Below are 24,382 nucleotides of genomic sequence, written 5' to 3'. Positions count from 1 at the left end.
CTAGTTTTTAGTATCAAGTTCAAAAACTTTGTTTACCCAACTATCCAAAGTATATCTGTGATAGATTTCCTCAGGAATTTTTTCGTAAGGTGTTTCAAAAAAAGATTTGTCAAGATTACTAATATTTTTGTTTAAAATCAAAATATTATTGGGATTGTAAAAATCATAGGTTTTAATGGCTTCATTATCAGTAATGATTTTCTTCTCCAGAGACATCGCTTCAAAAACTCTGAAACTAAGCCCATATTGACCTTCACGCATCAGGTCAAGCAACACTTTTGAATTTTTATAATACTTAGGAAGATCATTATGAGGAATCTTTTTGATGCTGAAAATCAGAAAGAGGTTTTTAGGTACCGTCATGAAAATATTCGTCAGCTGATGTTTCCATGATTTTTTCCCGATAATCATAATCTGGAATTTCAGACCCTGCTCAATCAACTTTTTAGCCAGTAATTTTATCAGCGAAACCCTTCTGTTATCATAAGAGGTGATATAGAAAAGATCCATTTCAGGCTGCTGGATTTCTTTTGCGCAGTGGGGCAGATAAATATAATTCGTTAGTTTTTCAAATCCATGCTTTTTAACATCTATATAGTCAAAGGAAAATACTTTGTCAAAAAGGTAGAGTTTGTCTTCTACAGGAACTCTTTCAAGGTTGTCATAAAGATAGGTAACGAGGCGGTCTGTATATTTTCGGATTTTTTCAAGGGTTGAAAGATCAAATGTATCAGGGTTCATCACTAATATCTGATCCTGATGTCCTAATTTTTCCAAGGCATCCAGAACATATTTCTGTCTTTTTTCAGTCTTAAGATTTTTGTTTAAAAAGGTTTTGCTTAAAGCATTTACAGCTCTTTCATTGAAATTGGAATGAGTAACGGTACTGATCTTTATATGATGGGCATCAATACCCCGTTTGCATAATGTTTCAACAATATACTTATCATAATCCCAAAAATCATAACTAATGATACAAATCTTCATTCAACTAATTTTGCTCTTTTTTTAATGATTCATAGGTTTTGAAAACGCTTAAAGATTGCAGGTAAGATAACTGATACCCTTCTTTTCCGTCTAAAATACCTAATCTCATTATGTAGGCTTTAAAGAATTTAAAAGCTGTTTTAAGATATTGCACTAAAACATTGTACTTTTTCCCTTTTGCAGCCAGTTCTTTCCCCTTTAAAACTCCGTAATGAATCATTTTTTTTCTATAAGATTCATAATCTGAAACGGAGTAATGTAGTAATTTATTTTTTAAAATCCCAATGGTTCCGTTGACTTCCAGAGTTTCGTGTACCTTTTTCCCTGCCATGTATCTGGCCTTCGATTTTCTGAAAAGCCTGAAATTTTTATCAGACTGTGTTCCTGAAAAATGAATCGGTTTCTGAGCAAAAAAGAATTTCCTGTAAAAATAATAGGCATCTTTTTGCCCGGGTTTATTCAGCTCACCTATAATTTCCTGCTTCAGGGCTGGTGTAAGCCTTTCATCACCGTCCAAAAATAGAACCCAGTCATTTTTTGCAGAATCCAGAGCCAAATTTCTTTGCTTTGTAAAGTCTTCAAATGTATTTTGAACCACTTTTACATTAGGGAATTTCTTTGCAATTTCTACAGTTTTATCCGTGCTAAATGAGTCTATCACTACTATTTCATTACAGAAATCAAAAGACTCAAGGACAGCCTGTATATTTTTTTCTTCATTATATGTTATGATTAAACCACTTATATTCATCACAACGATTTGTTTGATAGAGGAGTACATCAAAATACTCCTTTAAAATTGTTTTTTAAAATAGTTTTAATCTTCCAAAGATAAGTTTTAATTTGAACTTTATGATCGAATCTTTGCCTTTTATATCAACTCTACACAGTTCGTATGGGTGCTGTGTTGGGTAGTAATTAACTCTATTTCCAATTCTTACTGCAAAATCAATTCCTATTTTTTTCAAAATAGAAAAAAAAGCAGATTTTTCCTCTTTTTGATTAGGATATTTTCCATAAGGGTACGCTAAAACCTTTGAATACGGTATCTTTTGGGCATCGAGAATTTGCATATTCTTTTCTAGATCTTTTTCTATAAGATCTAAAGACATGTTTTTCAGATTTTCATGGGCATGGCTGTGAAGAGCAATCTCAAAATATTTTTTATCCAGACTTCTGATCTCATCAAAGGTCATCATCGGATAATTTTGATATCCTTTTTCGATAAATCCTGTGGGAATAAAAATGGTTGCTTTGAGATTATATTTTTCCAGTAAAGATGGCAGATATTCAAAATTGTTTCTGTAACCGTCATCAAAGGTGATAACAATATTTTTTTTCGCAGAAACACTGAGTTCTGAAAAAAACTTTGAAGTATATTTTTTATGGCTTAGATATGAAAACTGTTGTTCAAGGTTTTCTAAACTTACCGTAAGGTCTTCATGACTTTCTTTTTCAACCTGATGGTACATGAGGATGATCAGTCTGTTGTGTGGGAAGGTAAAGAGATACAGACGAAAATATATGACGATAAATACCGCCAACAAAACAGGAATAAGATAAAAGATCATGCTATTTTACCGTGTTTTTTTCAATTTCCAGTAGTCTTACTTTTTCGCGCAATTTAATATATTTCAAAAAGGTGTAATAGGACATTGTTTTGGCAATATAATATCCAGGGAATCCGTCCAGAAACCCCAATTTGAAAATAAATACCTTGATAAATTCAAAAACAGGACTTACAATGATTTTAAATCTATTGATTTTTTTTCCTCTTTCAAACATTTTCTCCGCCATCATATCGGAATATTTATTGATTTTTGAGACATGATGGTGAATACTTTTGTAAGTATAATGATTCAGCCTTCCGTCCAATAACCCCACTTTTTCATAGGTAATCAAAAATTCATGAACCTTGTCATGTGAATACGCGGCATATTCTTTTTTGAAAAGCCTTTCACGGCATACATTTCCCCAACCACCGTGTTTGATCAGGTGGGGGCCTAGATGATTATTAAATCTGGCCTTATACACATTGAATTCTGTACTTGCTGAAGAAACGATTCTCTGTACGGATCTTTTCAGATTTTCATCAGGAACTTCATCAGCATCCAGAAACAGAACCCATTCATGAGAACATAAATTAAGGGCATGGTTTTTTTGTTCACCATACCCGTTAAATTTTTTCTCAAAGAATTGTACCTGTTGATATTTTTGAGTGCAGATTTCTTTTGTCTTATCTGTTGAAAAGCTATCGACAATGATAATCTCATCAGCTATATCTACTAATGAATCTAAAAGTCTTACGATGTTTTCTTCTTCATTATAAGTGATGATTGCAAGGGAAAGAGCCATTTATTTATACTCGAGAATAGTCTTTTCAATAATCTTTACACAATCTAGTAATTGCTCTTCAGTAATTACCAATGGTGGTGCCAATCTGATGATATTACCATGGGTAGGCTTTGCCAGTAATCCGTTTTCTTTTAGTTGCAGGCAAAGGTTCCATGCAGTAGAACTGTCAGGGGTGTCGTTGATCAGGATAGCATTTAAAAGTCCTTTTCCTCTTACTTTGGTAATAAGATCTGACTTTTCGATCAATTTTTCAATTTCAGATCTGAACAGTTGGCCAAGTTCTTCAGCTCTTTCAGACAATTTTTCATCTGCTACTACATCCAATCCTGCTACGGCTACCGCACAGGCAATCGGGTTTCCTCCGAATGTAGAACCATGTTGTCCGGGCTTAATGACATTCATGATGCTGTCATTTGCTAAAACAGCGGATACTGGGTACATTCCTCCGGAAAGTGCTTTTCCTAAAATTAAGATATCCGGCTGTACATCCTCGTGATGGCATGCAATCAGTTTTCCTGTTCTTGCGATACCCGTCTGAACTTCATCTGCAATGAAAAGAACGTTGTATTTTTTACATAGTTCAGAAGCATTTTTAAGGAAGTTTTCATCCGGAACATATACTCCAGCTTCTCCCTGAATAGGTTCTACAAGGAATGCAGCAATATTATCTGCTTCTCTGCTCAAAACTTCTTCTAAGGCGGCAATATCATTGTAAGGAATTTTGATAAATCCTGGTGTAAAAGGTCCGTAGTTCTGGTTAGCATCCGGATCATTAGAGAAAGAAACGATAGTTGTCGTTCTTCCGTGGAAATTATTTTCGCAAACGATTATTTTTGCTGCGTTTTCCGAAATCCCTTTTACTTCATAACTCCATTTTCTTGCTAGCTTTACTGCGGTTTCCACAGCTTCAGCTCCGGAATTCATTGGTAAAACTTTATCAAATCCGAAAAGAGTCGTGATTTTTTGTTCGTATTCTCCCAATTTAGAGTTGTAGAATGCTCTTGATGTTAAAGCCAGTTTTTTTGCCTGCTCTACCAATGCTTCTACAATTTTAGGGTGAGAATGCCCCTGGTTCACAGCAGAATATGCTGAAAGAAAATCATAATACCTTTTGCCTTCTACATCCCAAACGAAAACACCTTCTCCACGATCCAGAACTACTGGAAGCGGGTGATAATTGTGTGCTCCATGTTTGTCTTCAAGGTCAATAAAATACTGTGAGTTTTTTGTTTGTTCTGCTGTTGACATATATTTTGGTTTTCAACAAATTTACACAATATTAATGATATGCCTGAACAAATACCTTGTGTCGTATGGAGGTCTAATTAAAGTAGATTTTAAGGCAAAATAATGAGGTGTCAAAAATATTTTCTTTGTCAACAGGTTGTTTTAGGTTTTATATCTTTCTTATGGCAGAATTTTATTTTTATTAAATTTTCATTAAATAATTAACGATAGATTACTTTTAATTGTTTTTATGATATGTAGTCTGAGATACTGTATGATGGGTGGAAAAAAAAACTGCCTCAAAAAGAGGCAGTTTCATTATATATTTTAAAATAATCTTAGTGATTATCATATTTTCTATCCATTACAAAATCTTCCATGAATTTTGTCGTATAGTTTCCTGCAAGATAATCTTCATTATCCATTAGTTGTCTGTGGAAAGGAATAGTTGTTTTTACTCCTTCAATATAGAATTCCTCAAGAGCACGTCTCATTTTTGCAATAGCTTCTTCACGGGTTTGAGCCGTTGTGATAAGCTTAGCAATCATAGAGTCATAGTTGGAAGGAATGCTGTATCCGGAATATACGTGAGTATCTACTCTGATTCCGTGTCCGCCAGGGATGTTTAATCCTGTGATTTTTCCTGGAGATGGTCTGAAATCTGCATAAGGATCTTCTGCGTTGATTCTACACTCAATTGAATGTAATTTAGGGTAATAATTGATTCCTGAAATAGGAGTTCCCGCAGCAAGAAGAATCTGTTCTCTGATCAGGTCATAATCAATTACCTGTTCAGTAATAGGGTGCTCTACCTGGATTCTTGTATTCATTTCCATGAAATAGAAATTTCTATGTTTGTCTACAAGGAATTCGATAGTTCCTACACCTTCGTACCCAATGAATTCAGCAGCTTTTACGGCAGCATCACCCATTTTCTCACGAAGTTCATCTGTCATGAAAGGAGAAGGTGTTTCTTCAGTTAATTTCTGATTTCTTCTCTGTACAGAACAGTCTCTTTCAGAAAGGTGGCATGCTTTACCGAATTGGTCACCGGCAACCTGAATTTCGATGTGTCTAGGCTCTTCAATCAGTTTTTCCATATACATCCCTCCGTTTCCGAAGGCAGCTACGGCTTCCTGAATGGCAGACTCCCAGTGATCTTTAAGGTCTTCAGCTTTCCAAACAGCTCTCATTCCTTTTCCACCACCACCAGCAGTTGCTTTGATCATTACCGGGTATCCTGTTTCTTCAGCCACTTTTACAGCGTGTTCGTAAGATTCTATCAATCCGTCAGAACCTGGTACACATGGTACACCTGCAGCTTTCATGGTAGCCTTAGCATTAGCTTTATCTCCCATTTTTTCAATCTGCTCAGGAGAAGCACCAATAAATTTGATGCCGTTCTTTTGACAGATTCTTGAGAAGTTAGCATTTTCAGATAAGAATCCATACCCTGGGTGAATAGCGTCAGCATTGGTAATTTCCGCAGCTGCAATAATGTTAGGGATTTTAAGATAGGAGTCTTTACTCATTGCAGGGCCAATACATACCGCTTCATCAGCAAATCTTACGTGAAGACTGTCTTTATCAGCAGTAGAGTATACCGCAACGGTTTTTATCCCCATTTCTTTACAAGTACGTAAAATACGCATTGCAATTTCGCCACGATTGGCTATTAATATTTTTTTGAACATCTCCGAAATTTTAAATTATAAATTTTGAATTTTAAATTATTTTAAATGAAAAAGATTCATCTAAAATTTATAATCTTTAATCTAAAATTCCTTAAGATGGATCTACTAAGAATAAAGGTTGGTCATATTCTACAGGAGTAGCATCGTCAACTAAGATTTTAACGATTTTTCCGCTGATTTCAGATTCAATCTGGTTGAATAGCTTCATTGCTTCAATAACGCAAACTACTTTACCAACAGAAACTTCGTCACCTACATTTACAAATACATCTTTATCAGGAGATGGTTTTCTATAGAAAGTACCAATCATAGGAGACTTGATTGTTACATACTTGCTGTCATCAGATGCAGCTTCAGCTTTCTCAGCAGCAGCAGGAGTTGCAACAGGTGCCGGAGCCGCTACAGCTTGTGGCGCAGTGTGATATACTGCAGGCTGTGCATATACAGCGTCGCTTCCAGCTAATGGAGTTTTAATAGTGATTTCGAAATCTTTAGTCTTGTATTTTACTTCTGAAACTTCAGCTTTAGATACAAACTTAATAAGATTTTGTATGTCTTTAATGTCCATAAATTTGATATTTGATTTTGGGTCAAAGATACCAAAAAAACGTAAAAAACAACAAAAAACCGCCAAATTTTATCAAAATTGGGCGGTTTTTGTATTAAAACGAGGCTTTTTCAATGAAAAGCAACTCTTAGTTTTCTTCAGTAGCAGCTACTTCTTTTTCCAATACTACTTTACCTCTGTAGTAAAGTTTTCCTTCATGCCAGTGAGCTCTGTGGTATAGGTGAAGCTCTCCTGTTGTTGCATCTTTAGCTAATTGAGGAACTACAGCTTTGTAGTGAGTTCTTCTCTTATCTCTTCTTGTCGACGACTGTCTTCTCTTTGGATGTGCCATTTTCTAATAACTTTTTTAATTGATGAGCGATGAGATTCATCATCTCATCATATTTAAATTATTCTATTTAATTATTCTCTCTTAACTTTCTTAAGGCATCCCATCTGGGATCGCTTTCATGTTCTTCCTCTTCTGTTTCCTCAATATCTTTCGGACTGAACTGGTCAAGAATTTTAAGATCTTCATTGCTTACATTCGGTGAAATCTTTTTCATCGGGATAGAAAGCATTACATTTTCATAAATCAAATGTGCTACGTTGAAAGCATGCTCTGCGGTAGGAATGGTAATAACATCTTCATTGCTGTCATCATATTCTTCCCCGAAATTCACCAAAATCTTGATTTCATTTTCAATAGGATAGTCAAAATCTTCGTTTGTAATATCACAAACCAATTCAACCAATCCATTAATTTTAATCTCAAATTCTAAAAAAGTAGTGTGTTTATCAAGTGATACATTCACTTCTATTCTAGGATTTGTAAATTCCTGCTCAGTGTCAAATAATTGAAAGAACGTTTTATCTATCTCAAACTTGAACCCGTGTTTTCCGTTTTTTAGTCCGGAAAAGCTTACGTCATAGTTTCTTAACTTGTCCATAAAATGAGTGTGCAAAAATATGCATTTTTTTTATAATAACAAATAAAATTTAAAACAAATTAATTTAAAATTTGTTTTAAAGATTTATCCTTCAGTTTCATCCGGTAGATCCTCGTCTATTCCATTGTCTACAACCATTTTTCTAGGCTGCATGCGGTCGTTCATAAGTTCGCTGTATTCACTTCTGTTCTTGAAAATTTTAATAGCTGTAAATATTGCTTCCGTAAAACTCTGCTCATCAGCAATATTTTTTCCTGCAATGTCATAAGCTACGCCGTGATCCGGAGAAGTTCTGATAAAAGGAAGTCCTGCTGTATAGTTCACACCTTCTTCATATGCTAAGGTTTTGAAAGGAGCTAATCCCTGATCATGATACATTGCTAAAACCGCATCGAAATTTTTATATTTGCTTGGCTGGAAGAAGCTGTCTGCCGGGAAAGGGCCAAATGCCAATGTTCCGTTGTCCGAAAGTTCTTTGATTGCCGGGCTGATGATTTCAATTTCTTCATTTCCAATAACACCACCATCTCCGGCATGAGGATTTAATCCCAATACGGCAATTTTAGGCTTTTGGATACAAAAATCTTCTATAAGGGTTTGGTTCAGAACTCTGATCTGTTTCTTTATTTTTTCCTTGGAAATATTTTCAGCGACCTGTGCAATTGGAATATGGTGTGTGGATACAGCTACTTTAAGATCTTCAGTTACAAGGAACATTAATCCCTTTTTGCTGAATTTCTCTTCAAAATATCCTGTATGTCCGGCATGTTTAAAGCCCATTTTCACCATTTCATCTTTGTTGATAGGAGCAGTTACCAAAACATCAATCTCTCCTTTTATCAAAGCTTCAGTAGCTGCTTCCAAAGAATCAATAGCCATTTTGGTGGACTCTTCCGTGGGAACTCCCAGTTCTACATTAACGTTTTCCTTCGTCAGGTTAAGCATATTAAGTTTCCCTGCCTGAGCCTGCGAAGCCTCATTAATATAGTTGAAATTAAGATTCAGCTTAAAAATATTTTTCTGATAAGTGAATAATTTTCCCGAACCAAAAATTACAGGAGTGAAAAAATCCGTAATGGTTTTGTCTTTCAGAGACTTCATAATGATCTCCGGGCCTATGCCGTTGAAATCACCGATTGAAATTCCTACTCGTACTTTATGGTTTTTTGGGCTCATTTTGATTATCTTTGAAGATTATAATTTACAAATTTAGCAAAAAATAATATGTTCACAGGAATTATTGAAGCAGTTGGTGTTATTGAGAAGATTGAAGAAAAAGGAAGCAATATAGATTTTACCTTGACATGCCCCTTTACAAACGAATTAAAAATAGACCAGAGTCTTGCACACAACGGCTGTTGCCTTACAGTTGTTGAAATAAAAGACAATCAATATGTGGTAACCGCAATCAACGAAACACTGGAAAAAACCAATCTTGGAAAATGGGAATTGGGAACCGTTGTGAATCTGGAGCGCTGTATGAAGATGGACGGAAGACTGGATGGACATATCGTTCAGGGACACGTTGATAAAACCGGTGAAGTTGTGGGTATTGAAAATAAGGACGGAAGCTATTTTATTACCATGAAATATGATCAAGACGGAAGTTTTGTAACGGTACCTCAGGGGTCAATCACGGTAAATGGAATCAGTCTTACAGTTGCAAAAAGTGAAGATACTCAGTTTTCTGTAGCCATTATTCCTTATACATGGGAATTTACCAATATGAAACATTTGAAAATTGGTGATAAAGTAAACCTGGAATTTGATATCATTGGTAAGTATATTGCTAGGTTAATTAAAAAGTAGAATGTCGATTAATAAGTATAAAGGATATAGCTTAAGGAACCGTGTGTTTTTCGGTTTCCTGCTGGTATGTTTTTTAAGTGTTGTAGCTACATCGCTTGTCCCTTATTTTGTACTGAGAAATCACTCTCTGCAGCAAAGTAATATCGATATGCAGGATAAGACGAATGCTGTAATGAGATATCTGGACTACGCGGTAAGCCAGACACTTATTGAAACAAAAGATCTTCCGGAAGTTTTGGGAAATAAAATTTTCGAAATAGCGGATATCAATCAGCATGACATTTTTATTTACGATCTGAAAGGAAACTATTTACTTTCCAATAAAGATGAAGCTTTAGTTGAGCAGAAAACGATTCCTATCGAAATCATCAACAAGATTCTGTCTACTGATGCAAGAGTAGATATGATCAATTATGATGCTGCTAAAGATGCTAAGCTTACTTCTTCATATCTTTTGTTGAAAAATAATGAGCTGGAACCGATCGGAATTGTCTATATTCCTTTATATCATAATGAATCTGCTTACCTGGAGGTTCTTCATCAATATGTAAAATATATTCTTTTAGTCGATATATTTCTTATTCTGTTTAGTATCTGGATTAGCTGGGTGACGTCCAATAGTCTTGCGAAAACAATTACGAAATTCTCTGATATGATTACCCGTATTACATTATTTGAAAATGAAATGCGCCCTATCAGATATTACAAAAATGATGAGCTTAATGCTTTGGCAAGAGCTTATAACAGAATGATTCTGCAGATTCAGGACCAGAAAGAAAGACTTAGATTCAAAGCCTCTGAAGAAGCCTGGAGGGAAATGGCTAAACAGGTTGCTCATGAGGTGAAAAACCCGTTGACACCGATGAAGTTGACCATTCAGAATTTTGAAAGGAAATTTGATCCGGAAGATCCGAATATCAGAGAAAGGGTGAAGCAGATGAGTAAAACAATTGTAGATCAGATAGATCTGATTGCAACGGTAGCTTCTGCCTTTTCAGAATTTGCGAAACTCCCAGAAAAAAATAATGAGGTTATCAATCTGAATACCGAGGTTGAAGATATTCTCCGTGTCTTCAATGACGACAGTATCTTTATGCATGCCAATAAGACTAATATTATGATCAATATGGATAGAATTTATCTTTCCAGGATTATAACCAATCTTGTTACCAATGCAAAACAGGCAGAAAGTGATGAAAGAAAACTGATCATCAATGTAGATGTGGAGCAGCATCAGAGAAGGGTAATTATTTCTGTTCAGGATAACGGAATAGGAATTCCTGAAAGTATGTACGAAAGAATCTTTGAACCTAATTTTACATCTAAAAGCAGTGGAATGGGACTGGGGCTATCTATGGTAAGAAAGATGATTGAAGATTATAAAGGAGAAATCTCGGTGAAATCCGAAGTAGGAAAGGGTTCTACATTCATTATTACACTGCCTACCAATTTATAGTGAAACCTTTTACATTTAAACAATTTAAAATTGAACAGTCTAAAGACGTCTTCCGTGTAGGAACAGACGGTGTTCTGCTTGGTGCTTTAGCGGATGTTCACGGCGCTTCCAGTGTTTTGGAAGTCGGGACGGGAACAGGGCTGATCTCCTTAATGCTGGCGCAAAGAAATCCACAGGCTTATTTTCTTGGACTGGATATTAACGAAGATGCAGCAGCGCTTACTAAGCTTAATTTTGAAAATGCACCCTTTCATGCAAGGCTAAAAAACAGGCATCAGGATTTTAAAACTTTCGAGACAGAAGAACAGTTTGATCTTGTTGTTTCCAATCCTCCATATTTTGAAGAATCAGGATCAGAAAAAGACAAGATTGCACGCCAGACTGTAGAATTAAACTTCAGACAGTTAATTGCCAATTCGGCGCAATTATTATCTGAGAACGGGATTTTTTCCGTAATTATTCCTGTTGAAGCCGGAGAAATTTTTATTTCAATAGGTAAAGAAAATCATCTGTTTTTACACAGAAGGATTAATATCAAAGGAATTGAAAATTCAAAAGCTAAAAGGTTGATTCTGGAGTTTTCATTACAAGAGAAAGAAATCAATGAATCTGACTTTATTATAGAAAAAAGTCCGAGGCAATACTCGGACCAATATCTTGAACTCACCAAAGAGTTTCATGTTTTTAAATAGAAATTAGAAAGGGCTATTATACAAATCCTGTAAGTCTGAATTTCTTAATCTCTCTATTTTTAAATTCTTACTCAAACAATTCTGCTGTATCCAATACGGATACTTTTCCATCTTCACATCTGATAGCTTCACCAGGGAAGTTTTGAATCATGTGGTAATCGTGTGTTGCCATTACTACGGCAGCGCCATTTTCAAGGGCAACCTGCTTCAATAGTGTCATAATTTCGTTGGAAGTTTCAGGATCCAGGTTTCCTGTAGGCTCATCCGCCAAGATAAGATCTGGATGGTTAAGAAGAGCTCTTGCGATGGCAATACGCTGCTGTTCACCTCCGGAAAGCTCGTGTGGCATTTTGTGCTTTTTGCTTTTCATGTTCACGCTTCCCAAAACCTCATTGATGCGGTCTTCTATTTTTACTTTATCATTCCAGCCTGTTGCTTCAAGAACAAATTTTAAGTTTTTTTCAACCGTTCTGTCAGACAGTAACTGGAAATCCTGGAATACAATTCCTAATTTTCTTCTTAGGTTAGGGATATCAGAAGGTTTTAGCTTTGCCAGGTCAAATCCTACAACAGTTCCGTGTCCTGAAGCCAATGGAATGTGTCCGTAAAGCGTTTTCAGAAGGGAGCTTTTTCCGGAACCTGTTTTTCCGATAAGATAGCAGAATCTACCTTTTTTAATGTTAAGATTTACATCAGAAAGTACAGTGAAGTTTTTTTGCGCAATCTTTGCGCTTTGTAAACTTATAATATTGTCTCCGGAGATATTTGTATGTGGCATAATTTAATTTTAAAGACTGTTTCTAACAAAAATATTTCAACTTTTAAAAATAGAAAAAGATGTTGATCTAGCCTAAATTTTAGTAAATTTTAACAACAAAAAATGCCTGAAAAGAAACTTCTCAAGCATGTTTTGTATATGATAATAAAAAGATTATCTCTTAGCGCGTGCAGCACTTACAGTTAAACTCTTTCTGCCTTTAGCTCTTCTCGCAGCCAAAACTCTTCTTCCATTTGGCGTAGACATTCTTTCTCTGAAACCGTGTTTGTTTCTCTTTTTTCTTTCTGATGGCTGGAATGTTCTTTTACTCATTACTATATGTTTAAATCGTAATTAATCTATTAATTTTCAGGTTGCAAAGATATATAAATTTTTATAAGTTACAAACTTTAATTATTTTTTTTTAAAATTAAATGCAATGTTTTTTTATTGAAGAATGGCAAACCCCTGATAAGAATACCATTTCTCTGTGCAAAAATAATATTTAAATGATTTATATAAAAGCTCTATCTTTGAAAACTTTAATTTTAACGAAAATAAACACCAGATGTTTACACCAGCAGAACTTTTAGATATCAATACATTACTTACTCAAGAGAGCAAAATAGTTATCCTTACCCATTACAACCCGGATGGAGATGCTATTGGTTCAAGTTTGGGATTGAAGCACTATCTGAAAGCAAAAGGAATTCATGCTGAAGTTATTGTACCTAATGATTTTCCGAAATTTCTGAAATGGATGCCGGAGTCTAAAAAAGTTATTATTGCAGAATATAAAAGAAAGCTGGCATCTGATATGATTGCAGGAGCAGATGTTATTTTCTGTCTGGATTTTAATTCTCCATCACGAATTGGATTATTAGGAGATTGGCTGGTGAAAGCTCAGGGGAAGAAAATTCTTATTGATCACCACCAGCAGCCGGAAAAATTTGATTTTGTTTATTCTGATACCGTAATTCCGGCAACTTCACAGATGATCTATCATTTCATTGAAGCAATGAATGATGAGAAACTGGTGAATCAGGATATGGCAGAATGTCTTTATACCGGAATTATGACTGATACAGGAGGGTTCCGTTTTCGTTCTACCAGTGCTACGACACACAGAATTATTGCTAACCTGATTGAAAATGGTGCAGATCCGGCGATGATCACATCCAATACCTGGGATACCAATACTGTTTCCCGTCTGCATTTGCTTGCTTTGGTTCTGGGGAGAATAGAAGTGGTGAATGATGGAACGGTAGCTGTTTTAAGCCTTACACGAAACGAATTAAAAGAATTGGGCTTCCAGAAAGGAGATACGGAAGGTTTTGTAAACTATGGTCTAAGCATTGGAGGCGTAAAAATGTCTGCATTTTTCATGGAAGATCTGTATGAGGATTTTGTTAAAATTTCGTTCAGAAGTAAAGATGATGTGGATGTAAACCAATTCTCAAGAAAATATTTCAATGGAGGCGGACACATCAATGCCGCCGGAGGAAAGTCTTTGGAGTCTTTATCCGGAACTATAGAAACCTTCAAAAATAAAGTAAAAGAGGAAGGCCTGTAACCGGCAAAAAGAAAGTCCCTGATCTGATAAACTTCCGGAACTTTTCAAACTCACAAAACTTTACGAAATCCTTTCTCTTCAAGTTCCTGACATGTATATTCATACACCTGCTGAAACATTTCATCCATATATCGTTTGTTGAAAAGGCTGTATTTCGTCATCTTAGGCGGATCTAAAAAAATATTACAGTATTTTGCCTTAGAATACACAGATTTTGCAATGGCTAAGTGAAGGATTCTGTCAAATTCTTTCATCAGACTCATTTTGTTTAATTGATCGTAGCTGATGGAGTTCACATGGGATGCAATAAGGAAGTTGCATTTATCCATGATAGGTTCAATGGGAAGATTATCCAGAACACCGCCATCTACATAAATTTTTTCCCCTATCCTTACCGGAGGAAGAATAAAAGGAACACTGGAAGAAGCCAGTAATGGACCGAAAAGTTCTCCTTCAGAGAAAAAGTCCACAATACCATGGGTCATCTCTGTCGCAGCAACATATATAGGGATTCCTAAAATGTTGAAATTGTCTTCCGGTAAATAATCTTTAAGCAGTTTTAGAATAAAATTGGAACTGAAAATTCCGTTTTTTGATAATTTTAAAGCTGATCGGGAAAAAAAAGAGGTCTGACGTACAATTTCCATCATCTCATCCGGTGTTTTTCCAAAAGAATAAAAAGCACCAATAATAGAACCTGCACTAGTTCCGGAGATAATGTGCGGTTTCAGATTATATTCTTCAAGAGCTTTCAGTACGGCAATATGGGCAATCCCACGCATTCCTCCGCCTGAAAGTGTAAGCCCGATAACCGGTGGTGCCGGTGGTTTCTTTTTTTTGAATGAAAATAAAGCCATTGACAAAATTATCCTCTACTAATATACAGGATTTTTTATTAAAGGCGATTTTAATCTATCAGGAAACTGATGTTATAAAACAAGTTTTTTAGGAAGGTTGTGGAGAAGTTCCGTATTGATGATTTCAGCACAGATGCCAGGCTTTTCCCAATGTCCGTTGTGTCCGCAGTCCAGAATATAAGATTTGATATTTGTCCTGTCTGGAAGATGTTTGATCATCATGTCAGTTTTCACTGCGTTATCATGCTTGCCGGCTAATACTAAAATTTTAGCTTCCAGATTTTCCAGGATATGTTTTTTGTCGGTTCTTTCTACCATGCCTTTTACACAGGCAAGAGCCCCCAGATTATTGGTAGATAGGGCTGTTTCAAGAGCAATTTCAATTTTCCCTTCCAGAATATCTCTTTCATTAGGATTAAATAAATTGGGAATGCCAGCCCTTACATAATGGGCAAATGCATCCTTAATGATCCTGTAGCTTTTGATGCGCTGTTGTTTTTTCTCTTCATCATCCGGAAAATAAGTAGAGAAAAATAAAGTTAAGCTTTTTAAAGAGTTGGGGTATTTTTCTGCAAAAGCAAGAGAGGTGTATCCTCCCATAGAATGTCCCAAAAGGTGAACTTTTTCTACATGCTGATTGTCTAAAACTTTTTTTACTTCTTCGGCCATCAGTTCCATGGTATGAACTTCCGCAAGAATTTCAGACTGTCCGTGGCCGGGAAGGTCAATTTTGAGCAGTGAAAAATCTTTGGAAAGATGATGCTCCATATCGCTCCAGATGGATAGGTTTTCCATAAATCCGTGAAGAAGTACCAATGTTTCTTTTCCGTTTCCTTTTCTTTCAAAGTTCAGCATGATTTCAAAATTATAGAAGGTTAAAAATAATATAGCTCTTACGTACTGCAGATCAATTTTCCTTTCAAATGTAAACAAAAAAGAGCATTTTAAAAATGCCCTTTATCTTTTATTGAGTTAATTCCTTGTAAATCTTTGTTTCCCAAGGCTTGATATCGGTCACGCCATATCGTTCTTTTTTGGAAATGGCCAGGTTGTCCAGCATATCCACAAAATTCTTATAATTGGCTTCGTCTGTTGGCTTCACAATTACGGTGAAGTTTTTAGGTGCCGGTGCATTTTTATAAGCTTCAGAAATAATTTTTGAAATTTTTATTCCACTGAAATCTGTTTCTTTAAGATTTCCTGTAGTTAAGTCTGTAGCATTACTTTGATGATAAAACACACGGTTGTCTTTTCCAAGGATAAATGTAATCTGGTCTTTATCTCCAATTACGGGAATGTCCGTAGGATGAGGGTTTGGATCTTTTGCTGGTAATCCTAAATCCATTACATTAGGTTTTGTAAAGTTTGTGGTGAACATGAAGAACGTGATGAGTAAGAATCCCAGATCTACCATAGGGGTCATGTCTACTCTGATCATTTTTTTCTTTTGTTTGCTGCCTTGTTTTTCTTGTGCAATTACTTCTGCCATGATTGAAAGTTTTTAAATGTTAAACGGTATTTGTTGTAGAATTCTTGCAAAACACATGCCTTGTTTGATGAATAATTAATAGATTCATGAATTTATTGATTGTTTTTATGGCGATTTTAAACTTTCCTGTTTCTTCTAATCTATTTTTTTAAACCGATAATCATGATGTTGTTGGTTTACTGATTATTGAATTTTCAGGATACTCTTTGTCTGAAGATTATAAAAAAAACTCGCACAATAAAGTGTGAGTTTTTCAATGATAAAGAAATAATTATTTTGTTAAGCTTAAATATTTACCAATAACTTATCTGCTGACTGTTATTTTCTTGGAGAGAATGATTCCGTCTTTGTTTTTGATCTGCACAATGTAGATTCCTTCTGAGAATGTAGATGTATTGATTTTTATTTTTTCTTCGTTATATTTTTGAGAGAAAAGTTTTCTTCCGGACATATCCGTGATGCTGATAACTGTTTCTTTGGGAAGATGATCCGCATAAAAGAAATCCTTTGAGGGGTTAGGGTAGAGGTTAGGCTTATTTGTCGGGTGGTTTTCTGAGATTCCTAATTGTTCCGGGCTTAGTTTCACAACCCAGGCATCAATTAACCCATGATTTCCTGTAATATCTCCACTTGTAGAAAATGTATTTCCTGAAACAATATATCCATTATCATTGGTTAGCTCAATAGAGCTAAAGTATTCGGTGTCTGGACCTCCCAGAGTTTTTTCCCATTTCAGGTTTCCATTAGTATCCAGTTTTACGATCCAATAGTCCAGATCGCCATGATTTCCAGTTACCTGTCCGTTATTGGAAATTGTCCAGCCTCCGACAATATATTCCCATTCAGGGGTTTGTCTTATTGTTATTGCGTTGTCATGAAGGCTTCCCCCCAAATATTTATCCCACTGTATAACTCCGCTATTATTTAGTTTTACTACCCAATAATCAGGAAGACCGTTTTCAATGTTTGTGGGGTCATAAGAAGTACCCACCACAATATAACCGCCATCGAAAGTCTGTTGTGCAGAATATCCCAAATTATCACCAATATTACCCAGTGTTTTTTCCCATTGTATATTTCCGGAAAGATCAAGTTTTACCACCCAAAAATCGTTGTTTCCGTAGCTTACAGTAATATGGCCATCTGTAGATACGGTGGTTCCTGCAATAATGTATCCTCCGTCAAAAGTTTGCTGAACAGAATTCAGCTGATCGCTGTCACTTCCTCCCAATGACTTCTGCCATTGTATATTTCCGGAGCTATCCAATTTTACAGCCCAATAATCCTGTCCTCCCTGATTCCCACTCACATCCCCATCATTAGAACTGGAGGTTCCGGCAACAATATATCCTCCTTCGGCGGTCTGCTGAATAGATTGAGCTTCATCAATACCGCTTCCTCCTAAAGATTTCTGCCATTGTATGTTTCCGGAGTTATCCAATTTTACCACCCAGAAATCAAAATTCCCATGGTTTACAGTAGTATCTCCGTCTGTAGATTTAGAAGATCCGGCGGCAATGTATCCTCCATCTGTAGTCTGGCGGATAGACTGAAATATATCATTATTACTTCCTCCCAGTGCTTTTTGCCATTGTATATTTCCACTGCCATCCATTTTTACTACCCATCCATCTCCTTCACCATGGTTTCCACTAACATCTCCGTCGTTTGATGATGTATCTCCGGCCATGATGTACCCTCCATCAGAAGTTTGCTGGGTATAATGCGCGGTTTCGCCCTGAGTTCCTCCTAAGGCTTTTTGCCATTCTATCGATGGAGCAGTCTGAGCAGTAAATAATGAATAGGTAAGGAATGAAAAAGTAAATATATAATATCTCATATGTATTTGAATTGGTGATAGTTATTCAAATATAATTAATTTTACACTACGCTTGGTGTTTTATTGTTTATTTAGTTGATTATAATAAAAATAATTATTTTTCTAAGCTTAAATAATGTATTGATGTTATTGGTGAATGACTGAATTTTATCAATAAACTATCTGCTGACGGTTATTTTCTTTGAGAAAATGATTCCGTCTTTGTTTTTTATTTGCACAATATAGATTCCTTCTGAGAATATAGAAGTATTGATTTTTATTTTTTCCTCATTATTTTTTTTGGATAAAAGTTTTCTTCCTGACATATCAATAATGTCCATAACAGTTCCTTTTGGAAGATGGTCCACATAAAAGAAATCTTTTGCCGGATTTGGGTAGAGGTTAGGTTGATTCATTTTCTGACTTTCCGAGATTCCTAATTGTTGCGGGCCTAATTTTACGATCCACCCGTCAATGTTTCCGTGGTTCCCTGAAACATCTCCATTGTTGGAGCTGGAATATCCAATAATAATATATCCACCATCCACTGTCTTTCGGATAGATCCTGCGCTCTCATTACCAGTTCCGCCTAAAGATTTTTGCCATTGAAGCGTTCCGGTATTATCTGTTTTTAAAATCCAGAAATCACTGTTACCATGATTTCCTAGCACGTCGCCATTGTTAGAATTGGAAAATCCTGCAATAATATATCCCCCATCAGCGGTTTGCTGAATAGAGTTGGCGACCTCACTGTTGCTTCCTCCAAAAAATTTTTGCCACTGTATATCTCCATTACTGGCTAGTTTTATGATGCCATAATCGGAATTTAGAGCATAGGGAGGAATTGCCCTTTCGTATACTCCAGCAACAATATAACCTCCATCAAAAGTCTGTTGGATAGAATGGACAACATCAAATCCGGTTCCGCCTAAAGATTTCTGCCATTGTATATTCCCATCCGAATCCAGTTTTACGATCCAATAGTCTGTTCCTCCATATATCTGTGTGACATCTCCATCTGCAATATTTCCGGTGGTCCCTCCAATAATATATCCATTATCAGAAGTTTGTTGAATAGATTGTACTTCTTCGGCTGAACTACTGCCTAAAGACTTTTGCCATTGTATATTTCCTGTGGAATTTGTTTTAATGATCCAGATATCTGAACCTCCATGGCTTCCCAGTATATCACCATCAGTAGAATAGCTTGTTCCGGCAATAATGTATCCTTCGTCAGACGTTTGCAAAATATCTTGTGCAATATCACGATCGCTTCCACCCATAGATTTTTGCCATTCTATATTTCCAACTGAATCTAATTTTACAATCCAATAATCTTCAAGACCGTTGTTGTTGGTAAGATCGCCATCTACAGAAGTTGATGCTCCTGCGAGAATATAACCTCCATCGGAAGTTTCCCGTATAGACTGGAATAATTCTGCCTGGCTGCCTCCTAATGATTTTTGCCACTCTATGCTTCCGTTGAAACTCAACTTAAGAATCCATGCGTCCCTGCTGCCAAAATTTCCCGTAAGGTCTCCATTATTGGAAAAGGTAGAACCTGAAATAATGTATCCCCCGTCGGAAGTTTGCTCAACAAAATGAAGCATATCTACATTACTTCCGCCCATAGATTTTTGCCATTGAATGGAAGGAGCAGTCTGGGCGGACAAAATAGAAGTTAAGAATAATGATAGAATCACCGTAAAGTTTCTCATTTTTTTTGATTGGGTATTAGTTTGCTCTAATGTAATTAATTTATTTTGATGTTTATTCAAGTCATTAGAAATAAAAAAACTCACACGGTAAAGTGTGAGTTTTTCAATGATATGTAAATGTTTTATTTACTCTTTTTATAGTAATTAACACCGCATTCCAAGAATTTCTTGAAATCCTCTTTTGGCATATATCCTGAAACCGGAGTATTGATTACTTTTCCGTCCGGAGTTATCAAAACATAGTGAGGCTGCGAGTTATTGTTAAAGTTAACCTGCTGGAATAAACTCCATCTGTCACCGATTGTTTTTACCTTTTTGATCTGCCCTTCACCAAGGTCAATTTTAGTTTTTTGATCCTCCGGAAGCTCTTCTTTGTCATCCACATACAGAGATGCTAATACTACATCGTTCTGAAGGATAGGTAAGATATCTGGTTCGCTCCATACAAACTCCTCCATTTTTCTACAGTTTTCACAACCGTATCCGGTGAAGTCAATTAAAATAGGTTTATCTTCTTTTTTGGCAAGTTCTATTGCTTTGAAGAAGTCGTGTTCCGGATGCATTCCTAAAATTCCATCTTTTTCATCATGGAAATAACTTACGTTCAGTGGAGGTAAAATCCCGCTTAACAACTGCAGTTTTGGACGGTCAGATGGTATTAATCCCTGGATTAAATAGATTACAAAACCTATTCCCAATGCGCCTAATATCTTTCTTGTAATGGATATTTTAGGCTTTTTATCATCATGCGGGAATCTGATGAATCCTAATAAATATAATGCTAATCCTAATGCTACTATGATCCAGATTGCAATGAAAAGTTCTCTTTTTAAGAAGAATGTCTTAGAAACAAGATCTGCTTTAGATAAGAATTTCAAGGCTAAAGCCAATTCTACGAAACCTAAAACTACCTTTACCGTATTCATCCATCCTCCGGATTTCGGAAGACTTTGTAATGCTTGCGGGAATAAAGCCAATAGTCCGAAAATGATTGCCCAGGCAAGACCAAATCCTGCCAATGCAAATGTCAATAACATCGGAACGTTAGTAGAACCCGTTACTGCACTTCCTAGTAAACTTCCTAAAATTGGCCCTGTACAGGAGAAAGAAACAATCACCAATGTCAATGCCATGAAGAAAATACCGATAAGTCCTCCTGCTTCTTCCGCTTTAGAAGATTTATTAGCGATTGAACTCGGTAAAGTGATATCATAATATCCGAAGAAACTTCCGGCAAAGAAAATGAAAATGATAAAGAAGGCGATATTCAGCCATACGCTGGTAGAAATCTCGTTGAAGATATTTCCTGCAATCCCGTCGATAATGTGGAAAGGAATACTTAATAAAACGAAGATAAGAAGAATGAAAAACCCATAAATAAGAGCATCTCTTTTTCCTTTCGCTTTGTTCTTGCTGCCTTTCGTAAAGAATGAAACTGTTAATGGAATCATTGGGAAAACGCAAGGCGTAAGCAACGCGATCAGACCGCCTATAAATCCTAGGAATAAATAGGTCCAGTAATTTTCGTCCACTTTAGTAGAAGCAGTACCACAATCTGTTAATGGTTTTTTGAAATCTATCGTTTCAATTTTCAGCTGCTTAGGATCCAGTTTTGAAGTTTCTGTGATCGCAACTTCTGTTTTGGCAGGATTCTCAGTAACCGTTTCAGTTATTTTTACAGAGTCTTTTACAGGAGCCGCTGTTTCCTCAGTTGCGGCCTCTTCTGTTGCCCCTTTTGGGGTAACTTTTTGGTTGAATTCTAATGTATTGGGAGCAAGACAAACTCTGTCGTCACAAGTCTGATAAGTAATTTCAGACGTGACATCTGCAGGTTTTGTCGGATCTTTTAATTTAAATTTCTGCTTAAATCCTGCTGAATTGGAGTAGAAGACAATTGTTCCACCAAAAGCTTCAGAAAACTCTTCATGTTTTTTACCTACTTCGGTAAACTTCCCAATCAGTTCAATATTCTTTCCCGTAACTTTATACTCAGTAGGAATTCCGGTATCTTCCGGTAAATCTTTTGAGTAAATGTGCCATCCGCTTTCCATAGTAGCATTCAATACCGCTTCGTACTGATTGTTTCCCAGGTCGTTGATGGTGAATTTAAACTTTACAGGATTTTTTATCTGCGCATTAATCCCTGTCGCTAAAAATAGTAGAATTAATAAAAACCAATTTCTAAATTTCATTGTTCATTTCATTAAAAATTTTGAGACTCCATTTTGTCTTCTCATTCTTTGCATATATTCTATCCTGTCTGAAGGGAATGATCCCTAGTACAGAATCATTACTGTCAGTCAGTATCCAGATTTTTTGCCTCGCTAAAATAGATAATTTTTCGTCCCTAAAAAACTTAGAAACTTTCTTTTTCCCGGAAAAACCGGTTGGATACAACTCGTCACCCTCTTTTTGTTTTCTCAAACGTAGTGGGAAATGAAGTTTGTCAGCATCAAAATCCCATTCAAACCCCTTATTGATTCCATCAATGCTTTCAATGTAATCTACGAGATTGATGTTGATTTGGTTTTCGGAAAAATCAAAATGATCAATCAGTACAATTTCCTCTTCGATTTCCTTTTCATTGCTTTTGTCAATAAAAATCAGTTCATCACGATTGACAATCAACTGATATTCTTTTGAAAAAAATGAACTGTTGTTTTCGGCTTTAAAAATTTTTGGTATTTCTTCCTCCTGGTTGAATCCGTATTTTTTTAAAATTTCAAATTTTACGAAGTCGCTTTCCTGATCCAGCTTTTCCTTTGATAAGATTTTATTGTTTTGGTTAAATACCGTAAGACGATTTTCTATCTCCTGAATCTGTTTCTGGACAAAATCTTTAGTTTGGTTCAGGTACAAAGAACTTTTTTTGAAGTTTTCCAGAAAATGGTCGTTGGTTTCCATCAGCATCGGAACAATCTCATTTCTAATCTTATTCCTCAGGTAATCATTTTTTTTATTAGACAAATCTTCCCGGAATTCAATCGTATTTTCCTCAGCAAACTGATAAATTTCTTTTTTTGAAAAATTCAATAGCGGTCTGAGAATATAATTGTCATTTGATGGAATCCCACTGAGTCCGTTGATGCCAGCAGCTTTGGAAAGGTTGATGATGAATGTTTCCAGCTGGTCATTCAGATGATGAGCGGTAACCAGAAACTCCAGTTTTTCCTTTTCCTGAATTTCTTTAAAAAAAGTATATCGAAGTTCCCTCGCCCAAAGCTGAATAGAATTCTCAGGTTTTCGATCCTTTTCCGAAACTTCATACAAATGAAATTTTATATGATTTTTCTCACAAAAATCTTGCACTGTTTTTTGATCCAGATCCGAATCATTACCACGAAGTTTATAATTGATATGGGCAACGTGAAACTGGAATTCTGAATCTTGGTTTTTGTTCCCAAAATCCCTGAATAAAGAGGCAAGAACTATAGAATCTGCTCCTCCGCTTACCGCCAGAAGATACGTATGATTTTCCGGTTCGTTAACGAGATTTTTTAATTGACTGATAAAGCTTGATTTTTCCAACATAGATGTTGAGAATTTCTTTTATGCAAAGATAACCGATATAATTCAATTGAATTTTCCTAACTTTGAGTAGTCTAAAAATGATTATTTATGAAGATTTTAAAAATTGTAGCAGTTTCTGCAATGGCGCTGGGAATGACATCTTGTGTCAGCAAGAAGCAGTATGATGCTTTGAGCTCAAACTATAAGCAGTGTATTGAAAATATCGGAGAAAGACAGAGAGAAATTCAGGATTTGAAGTCTCAGAACTCTGCATTGTCCGGTGAAAACAACTTGCTGAAAAGCCAGCATGATGCTTTAAAATCATCACTTGATGCATGTCTTTCCAATACCGGAAAAAGTTCTGCTAATATTGATAAACTGGTAGGAGAAATCAATGCTTCCAATTCTTATATCAAGCAATTGATCTCTAACAATGCTAAGAATGACAGCCTGAACCTGGCATTGTCTAACAAGCTGAAGAGATCTTTAGATAATGTATCAGATCAGGATGTACAGGTGAAGGTATTGAAAGGAGTGGTAATGATCTCTCTTTCAGATAATATGTTATACAAAACAGGAGATTACAACATTCTGCCTGCTGCTCAGGAAGTGTTAGGTAAAGTAGCAAAAGTAATCAATGACTACGATAAATATTCAGTATTGATCGAGGGTAATACAGATAATGCTCCACTGAACTCTCCAAATCTTCCGAGAGACAACTGGGATCTTTCTGCATTGAGAGGTACTTCTGTGGCTAAAGTTCTTCAGACTCAGTTTGGAGTAGATCCGGCAAGAATTACAGCTGGAGGTCGTTCTGAGTACAACCCGAAAGCAACGAACATGAGCGTTTCAGGTAGAGGCGAAAACAGAAGAACGGAAATCATCATTATGCCTAAGCTTGATGAGTTTATGAAACTGATGGATATCGCTCCTAAGAAATAA

Annotated in this window: 24 protein-coding genes; 5 read left to right on the top strand and 19 right to left on the bottom strand. The window is 35.9% G+C overall.

Annotation, left to right across the window (positions count from 1 at the left end; all coding sequences use genetic code 11):
• The 10 genes from ACTJIP_RS19595 to pdxA form a co-directional block, all read right to left on the bottom strand.
• Entirely contained in the window at positions 1-987 is a 987-nt protein-coding gene (locus tag ACTJIP_RS19595; protein WP_077418803.1) for a glycosyltransferase family protein, read from the bottom strand.
• 4 nt (positions 988-991) lie between these two features.
• The gene (locus ACTJIP_RS19590; protein ID WP_232539108.1) at positions 992-1,738 is read right to left on the bottom strand and encodes a glycosyltransferase family 2 protein; all 747 of its coding nucleotides are present in this window, start codon (positions 1,736-1,738) and stop codon (positions 992-994) included.
• A gap of 55 nt (positions 1,739-1,793) precedes the next feature.
• Positions 1,794-2,558 (bottom strand): polysaccharide deacetylase family protein, encoded by a 765-nt coding sequence (locus ACTJIP_RS19585; RefSeq protein WP_180564700.1) that lies wholly within the window; start codon positions 2,556-2,558, stop codon positions 1,794-1,796.
• Between the two features lies 1 nt (position 2,559).
• Complete coding sequence (locus tag ACTJIP_RS19580) at positions 2,560-3,342, bottom strand: glycosyltransferase family 2 protein (RefSeq protein ID WP_440704978.1); 783 nt, start codon at positions 3,340-3,342, stop codon at positions 2,560-2,562.
• The gene (gene rocD / locus ACTJIP_RS19575; RefSeq protein ID WP_440704977.1) at positions 3,343-4,590 is read right to left on the bottom strand and encodes an ornithine--oxo-acid transaminase; all 1,248 of its coding nucleotides are present in this window, start codon (positions 4,588-4,590) and stop codon (positions 3,343-3,345) included.
• Between the two features lie 317 nt (positions 4,591-4,907).
• Positions 4,908-6,263: an acetyl-CoA carboxylase biotin carboxylase subunit gene (accC, locus tag ACTJIP_RS19570; RefSeq protein ID WP_047385963.1), complete on the bottom strand. Its 1,356-nt coding sequence runs from the start codon at positions 6,261-6,263 to the stop codon at positions 4,908-4,910.
• A gap of 91 nt (positions 6,264-6,354) precedes the next feature.
• Positions 6,355-6,831 carry an acetyl-CoA carboxylase biotin carboxyl carrier protein gene (gene accB / locus ACTJIP_RS19565; protein ID WP_077418808.1) on the bottom strand — a complete coding sequence of 159 codons (477 nt, stop codon included), beginning with the start codon at positions 6,829-6,831 and terminating at the stop codon, positions 6,355-6,357.
• 127 nt (positions 6,832-6,958) lie between these two features.
• Positions 6,959-7,162: a 50S ribosomal protein L32 gene (rpmF, locus tag ACTJIP_RS19560; protein WP_002976251.1), complete on the bottom strand. Its 204-nt coding sequence runs from the start codon at positions 7,160-7,162 to the stop codon at positions 6,959-6,961.
• A gap of 67 nt (positions 7,163-7,229) precedes the next feature.
• Positions 7,230-7,760, bottom strand: coding sequence for a YceD family protein (locus ACTJIP_RS19555; protein ID WP_219071837.1), 531 nt, complete (start codon positions 7,758-7,760; stop codon positions 7,230-7,232).
• An 84-nt stretch (positions 7,761-7,844) separates the two neighbouring features.
• Complete coding sequence (gene pdxA, locus ACTJIP_RS19550) at positions 7,845-8,936, bottom strand: 4-hydroxythreonine-4-phosphate dehydrogenase PdxA (RefSeq protein ID WP_077418810.1); 1,092 nt, start codon at positions 8,934-8,936, stop codon at positions 7,845-7,847.
• Between the two features lie 48 nt (positions 8,937-8,984).
• Between pdxA and ACTJIP_RS19545 the strand changes: the two genes are divergently transcribed.
• The 3 genes from ACTJIP_RS19545 to ACTJIP_RS19535 are packed head-to-tail and all read left to right on the top strand — an operon-like array spanning position 8,985 to position 11,717.
• The gene (locus tag ACTJIP_RS19545) at positions 8,985-9,569 is read left to right on the top strand and encodes a riboflavin synthase (RefSeq protein ID WP_180564696.1); all 585 of its coding nucleotides are present in this window, start codon (positions 8,985-8,987) and stop codon (positions 9,567-9,569) included.
• 1 nt (position 9,570) lies between these two features.
• On the top strand, positions 9,571-11,025 hold the full coding sequence (locus ACTJIP_RS19540; protein ID WP_077418812.1) for a sensor histidine kinase: 1,455 nt from the start codon (positions 9,571-9,573) through the stop codon (positions 11,023-11,025).
• Complete coding sequence (locus ACTJIP_RS19535; protein WP_077418813.1) at positions 11,025-11,717, top strand: tRNA1(Val) (adenine(37)-N6)-methyltransferase; 693 nt, start codon at positions 11,025-11,027, stop codon at positions 11,715-11,717. The genes ACTJIP_RS19540 and ACTJIP_RS19535 overlap by 1 nt, the downstream gene beginning before the upstream one ends.
• 67 nt (positions 11,718-11,784) lie before the next feature.
• Here ACTJIP_RS19535 and ACTJIP_RS19530 read toward each other — a convergent pair whose 3' ends face one another.
• Positions 11,785-12,495 carry a cell division ATP-binding protein FtsE gene (locus ACTJIP_RS19530; protein WP_077418814.1) on the bottom strand — a complete coding sequence of 237 codons (711 nt, stop codon included), beginning with the start codon at positions 12,493-12,495 and terminating at the stop codon, positions 11,785-11,787.
• 153 nt (positions 12,496-12,648) lie between these two features.
• Positions 12,649-12,807: a 50S ribosomal protein L34 gene (gene rpmH / locus ACTJIP_RS19525; RefSeq protein WP_034701860.1), complete on the bottom strand. Its 159-nt coding sequence runs from the start codon at positions 12,805-12,807 to the stop codon at positions 12,649-12,651.
• 235 nt (positions 12,808-13,042) lie between these two features.
• Here rpmH and ACTJIP_RS19520 point away from each other — a divergent pair, with 235 nt between their 5' ends.
• Entirely contained in the window at positions 13,043-14,047 is a 1,005-nt protein-coding gene (locus ACTJIP_RS19520; RefSeq protein ID WP_077418815.1) for a DHH family phosphoesterase, read from the top strand.
• Positions 14,048-14,097: 50 nt separating this feature from the next.
• Here ACTJIP_RS19520 and ACTJIP_RS19515 read toward each other — a convergent pair whose 3' ends face one another.
• The 7 genes from ACTJIP_RS19515 to tilS form a co-directional block, all read right to left on the bottom strand.
• Positions 14,098-14,904 carry a patatin-like phospholipase family protein gene (locus tag ACTJIP_RS19515; protein WP_077418816.1) on the bottom strand — a complete coding sequence of 269 codons (807 nt, stop codon included), beginning with the start codon at positions 14,902-14,904 and terminating at the stop codon, positions 14,098-14,100.
• Between the two features lie 72 nt (positions 14,905-14,976).
• Entirely contained in the window at positions 14,977-15,759 is a 783-nt protein-coding gene (locus ACTJIP_RS19510) for an alpha/beta fold hydrolase (RefSeq protein ID WP_428168241.1), read from the bottom strand.
• A gap of 109 nt (positions 15,760-15,868) precedes the next feature.
• Positions 15,869-16,393 (bottom strand): biopolymer transporter ExbD, encoded by a 525-nt coding sequence (locus ACTJIP_RS19505; RefSeq protein WP_180564694.1) that lies wholly within the window; start codon positions 16,391-16,393, stop codon positions 15,869-15,871.
• A 304-nt stretch (positions 16,394-16,697) separates the two neighbouring features.
• Positions 16,698-18,233 (bottom strand): T9SS type A sorting domain-containing protein, encoded by a 1,536-nt coding sequence (locus ACTJIP_RS19500; protein WP_428168230.1) that lies wholly within the window; start codon positions 18,231-18,233, stop codon positions 16,698-16,700.
• Positions 18,234-18,391: 158 nt separating this feature from the next.
• On the bottom strand, positions 18,392-19,930 hold the full coding sequence (locus ACTJIP_RS19495; RefSeq protein WP_440704976.1) for a T9SS type A sorting domain-containing protein: 1,539 nt from the start codon (positions 19,928-19,930) through the stop codon (positions 18,392-18,394).
• Between the two features lie 122 nt (positions 19,931-20,052).
• A complete protein-coding gene (locus ACTJIP_RS19490; RefSeq protein ID WP_077418820.1) occupies positions 20,053-22,122 on the bottom strand; it encodes a protein-disulfide reductase DsbD family protein in 2,070 nt (689 codons plus the stop codon).
• A complete protein-coding gene (gene tilS / locus ACTJIP_RS19485) occupies positions 22,112-23,461 on the bottom strand; it encodes a tRNA lysidine(34) synthetase TilS (RefSeq protein WP_440704975.1) in 1,350 nt (449 codons plus the stop codon). Before tilS ends, ACTJIP_RS19490 begins: the two co-directional genes overlap by 11 nt.
• An 87-nt stretch (positions 23,462-23,548) precedes the next feature.
• Between tilS and ACTJIP_RS19480 the strand changes: the two genes are divergently transcribed.
• Positions 23,549-24,382: an OmpA family protein gene (locus ACTJIP_RS19480; protein WP_047385985.1), complete on the top strand. Its 834-nt coding sequence runs from the start codon at positions 23,549-23,551 to the stop codon at positions 24,380-24,382.

The sequence above is a fragment of the Chryseobacterium sp. 22543 genome (assembly GCF_052044565.1).
Classification (GTDB): Bacteria; Bacteroidota; Bacteroidia; order Flavobacteriales; family Weeksellaceae; genus Chryseobacterium.
Note: the sequence above shows the minus strand (reverse complement) of the source record. Positions and strands in the feature narration are given on the sequence as shown.

What these genes read in the sequence shown, in the direction of transcription:
- ACTJIP_RS19595 (WP_077418803.1), bottom strand. Translation starts at nt 987, where the DNA reads ATGAAGATTTGTATCATTAGTTATGATTTTTGGGATTATGATAAGTAT.
- ACTJIP_RS19590 (WP_232539108.1), bottom strand. Translation starts at nt 1,738, where the DNA reads ATGAATATAAGTGGTTTAATCATAACATATAATGAAGAAAAAAATATA.
- ACTJIP_RS19585 (WP_180564700.1), bottom strand. Translation starts at nt 2,558, where the DNA reads ATGATCTTTTATCTTATTCCTGTTTTGTTGGCGGTATTTATCGTCATA.
- ACTJIP_RS19580 (WP_440704978.1), bottom strand. Translation starts at nt 3,342, where the DNA reads ATGGCTCTTTCCCTTGCAATCATCACTTATAATGAAGAAGAAAACATC.
- rocD (WP_440704977.1), bottom strand. Translation starts at nt 4,590, where the DNA reads ATGTCAACAGCAGAACAAACAAAAAACTCACAGTATTTTATTGACCTT.
- accC (WP_047385963.1), bottom strand. Translation starts at nt 6,263, where the DNA reads ATGTTCAAAAAAATATTAATAGCCAATCGTGGCGAAATTGCAATGCGT.
- accB (WP_077418808.1), bottom strand. Translation starts at nt 6,831, where the DNA reads ATGGACATTAAAGACATACAAAATCTTATTAAGTTTGTATCTAAAGCT.
- rpmF (WP_002976251.1), bottom strand. Translation starts at nt 7,162, where the DNA reads ATGGCACATCCAAAGAGAAGACAGTCGTCGACAAGAAGAGATAAGAGA.
- ACTJIP_RS19555 (WP_219071837.1), bottom strand. Translation starts at nt 7,760, where the DNA reads ATGGACAAGTTAAGAAACTATGACGTAAGCTTTTCCGGACTAAAAAAC.
- pdxA (WP_077418810.1), bottom strand. Translation starts at nt 8,936, where the DNA reads ATGAGCCCAAAAAACCATAAAGTACGAGTAGGAATTTCAATCGGTGAT.
- ACTJIP_RS19545 (WP_180564696.1), top strand. Translation starts at nt 8,985, where the DNA reads ATGTTCACAGGAATTATTGAAGCAGTTGGTGTTATTGAGAAGATTGAA.
- ACTJIP_RS19540 (WP_077418812.1), top strand. Translation starts at nt 9,571, where the DNA reads ATGTCGATTAATAAGTATAAAGGATATAGCTTAAGGAACCGTGTGTTT.
- ACTJIP_RS19530 (WP_077418814.1), bottom strand. Translation starts at nt 12,495, where the DNA reads ATGCCACATACAAATATCTCCGGAGACAATATTATAAGTTTACAAAGC.
- rpmH (WP_034701860.1), bottom strand. Translation starts at nt 12,807, where the DNA reads ATGAGTAAAAGAACATTCCAGCCATCAGAAAGAAAAAAGAGAAACAAA.
- ACTJIP_RS19520 (WP_077418815.1), top strand. Translation starts at nt 13,043, where the DNA reads ATGTTTACACCAGCAGAACTTTTAGATATCAATACATTACTTACTCAA.
- ACTJIP_RS19515 (WP_077418816.1), bottom strand. Translation starts at nt 14,904, where the DNA reads ATGGCTTTATTTTCATTCAAAAAAAAGAAACCACCGGCACCACCGGTT.
- ACTJIP_RS19510 (WP_428168241.1), bottom strand. Translation starts at nt 15,759, where the DNA reads ATGCTGAACTTTGAAAGAAAAGGAAACGGAAAAGAAACATTGGTACTT.
- ACTJIP_RS19505 (WP_180564694.1), bottom strand. Translation starts at nt 16,393, where the DNA reads ATGGCAGAAGTAATTGCACAAGAAAAACAAGGCAGCAAACAAAAGAAA.
- ACTJIP_RS19500 (WP_428168230.1), bottom strand. Translation starts at nt 18,233, where the DNA reads ATGAGATATTATATATTTACTTTTTCATTCCTTACCTATTCATTATTT.
- ACTJIP_RS19495 (WP_440704976.1), bottom strand. Translation starts at nt 19,930, where the DNA reads ATGAGAAACTTTACGGTGATTCTATCATTATTCTTAACTTCTATTTTG.
- ACTJIP_RS19490 (WP_077418820.1), bottom strand. Translation starts at nt 22,122, where the DNA reads ATGAAATTTAGAAATTGGTTTTTATTAATTCTACTATTTTTAGCGACA.
- tilS (WP_440704975.1), bottom strand. Translation starts at nt 23,461, where the DNA reads ATGTTGGAAAAATCAAGCTTTATCAGTCAATTAAAAAATCTCGTTAAC.
- ACTJIP_RS19480 (WP_047385985.1), top strand. Translation starts at nt 23,549, where the DNA reads ATGAAGATTTTAAAAATTGTAGCAGTTTCTGCAATGGCGCTGGGAATG.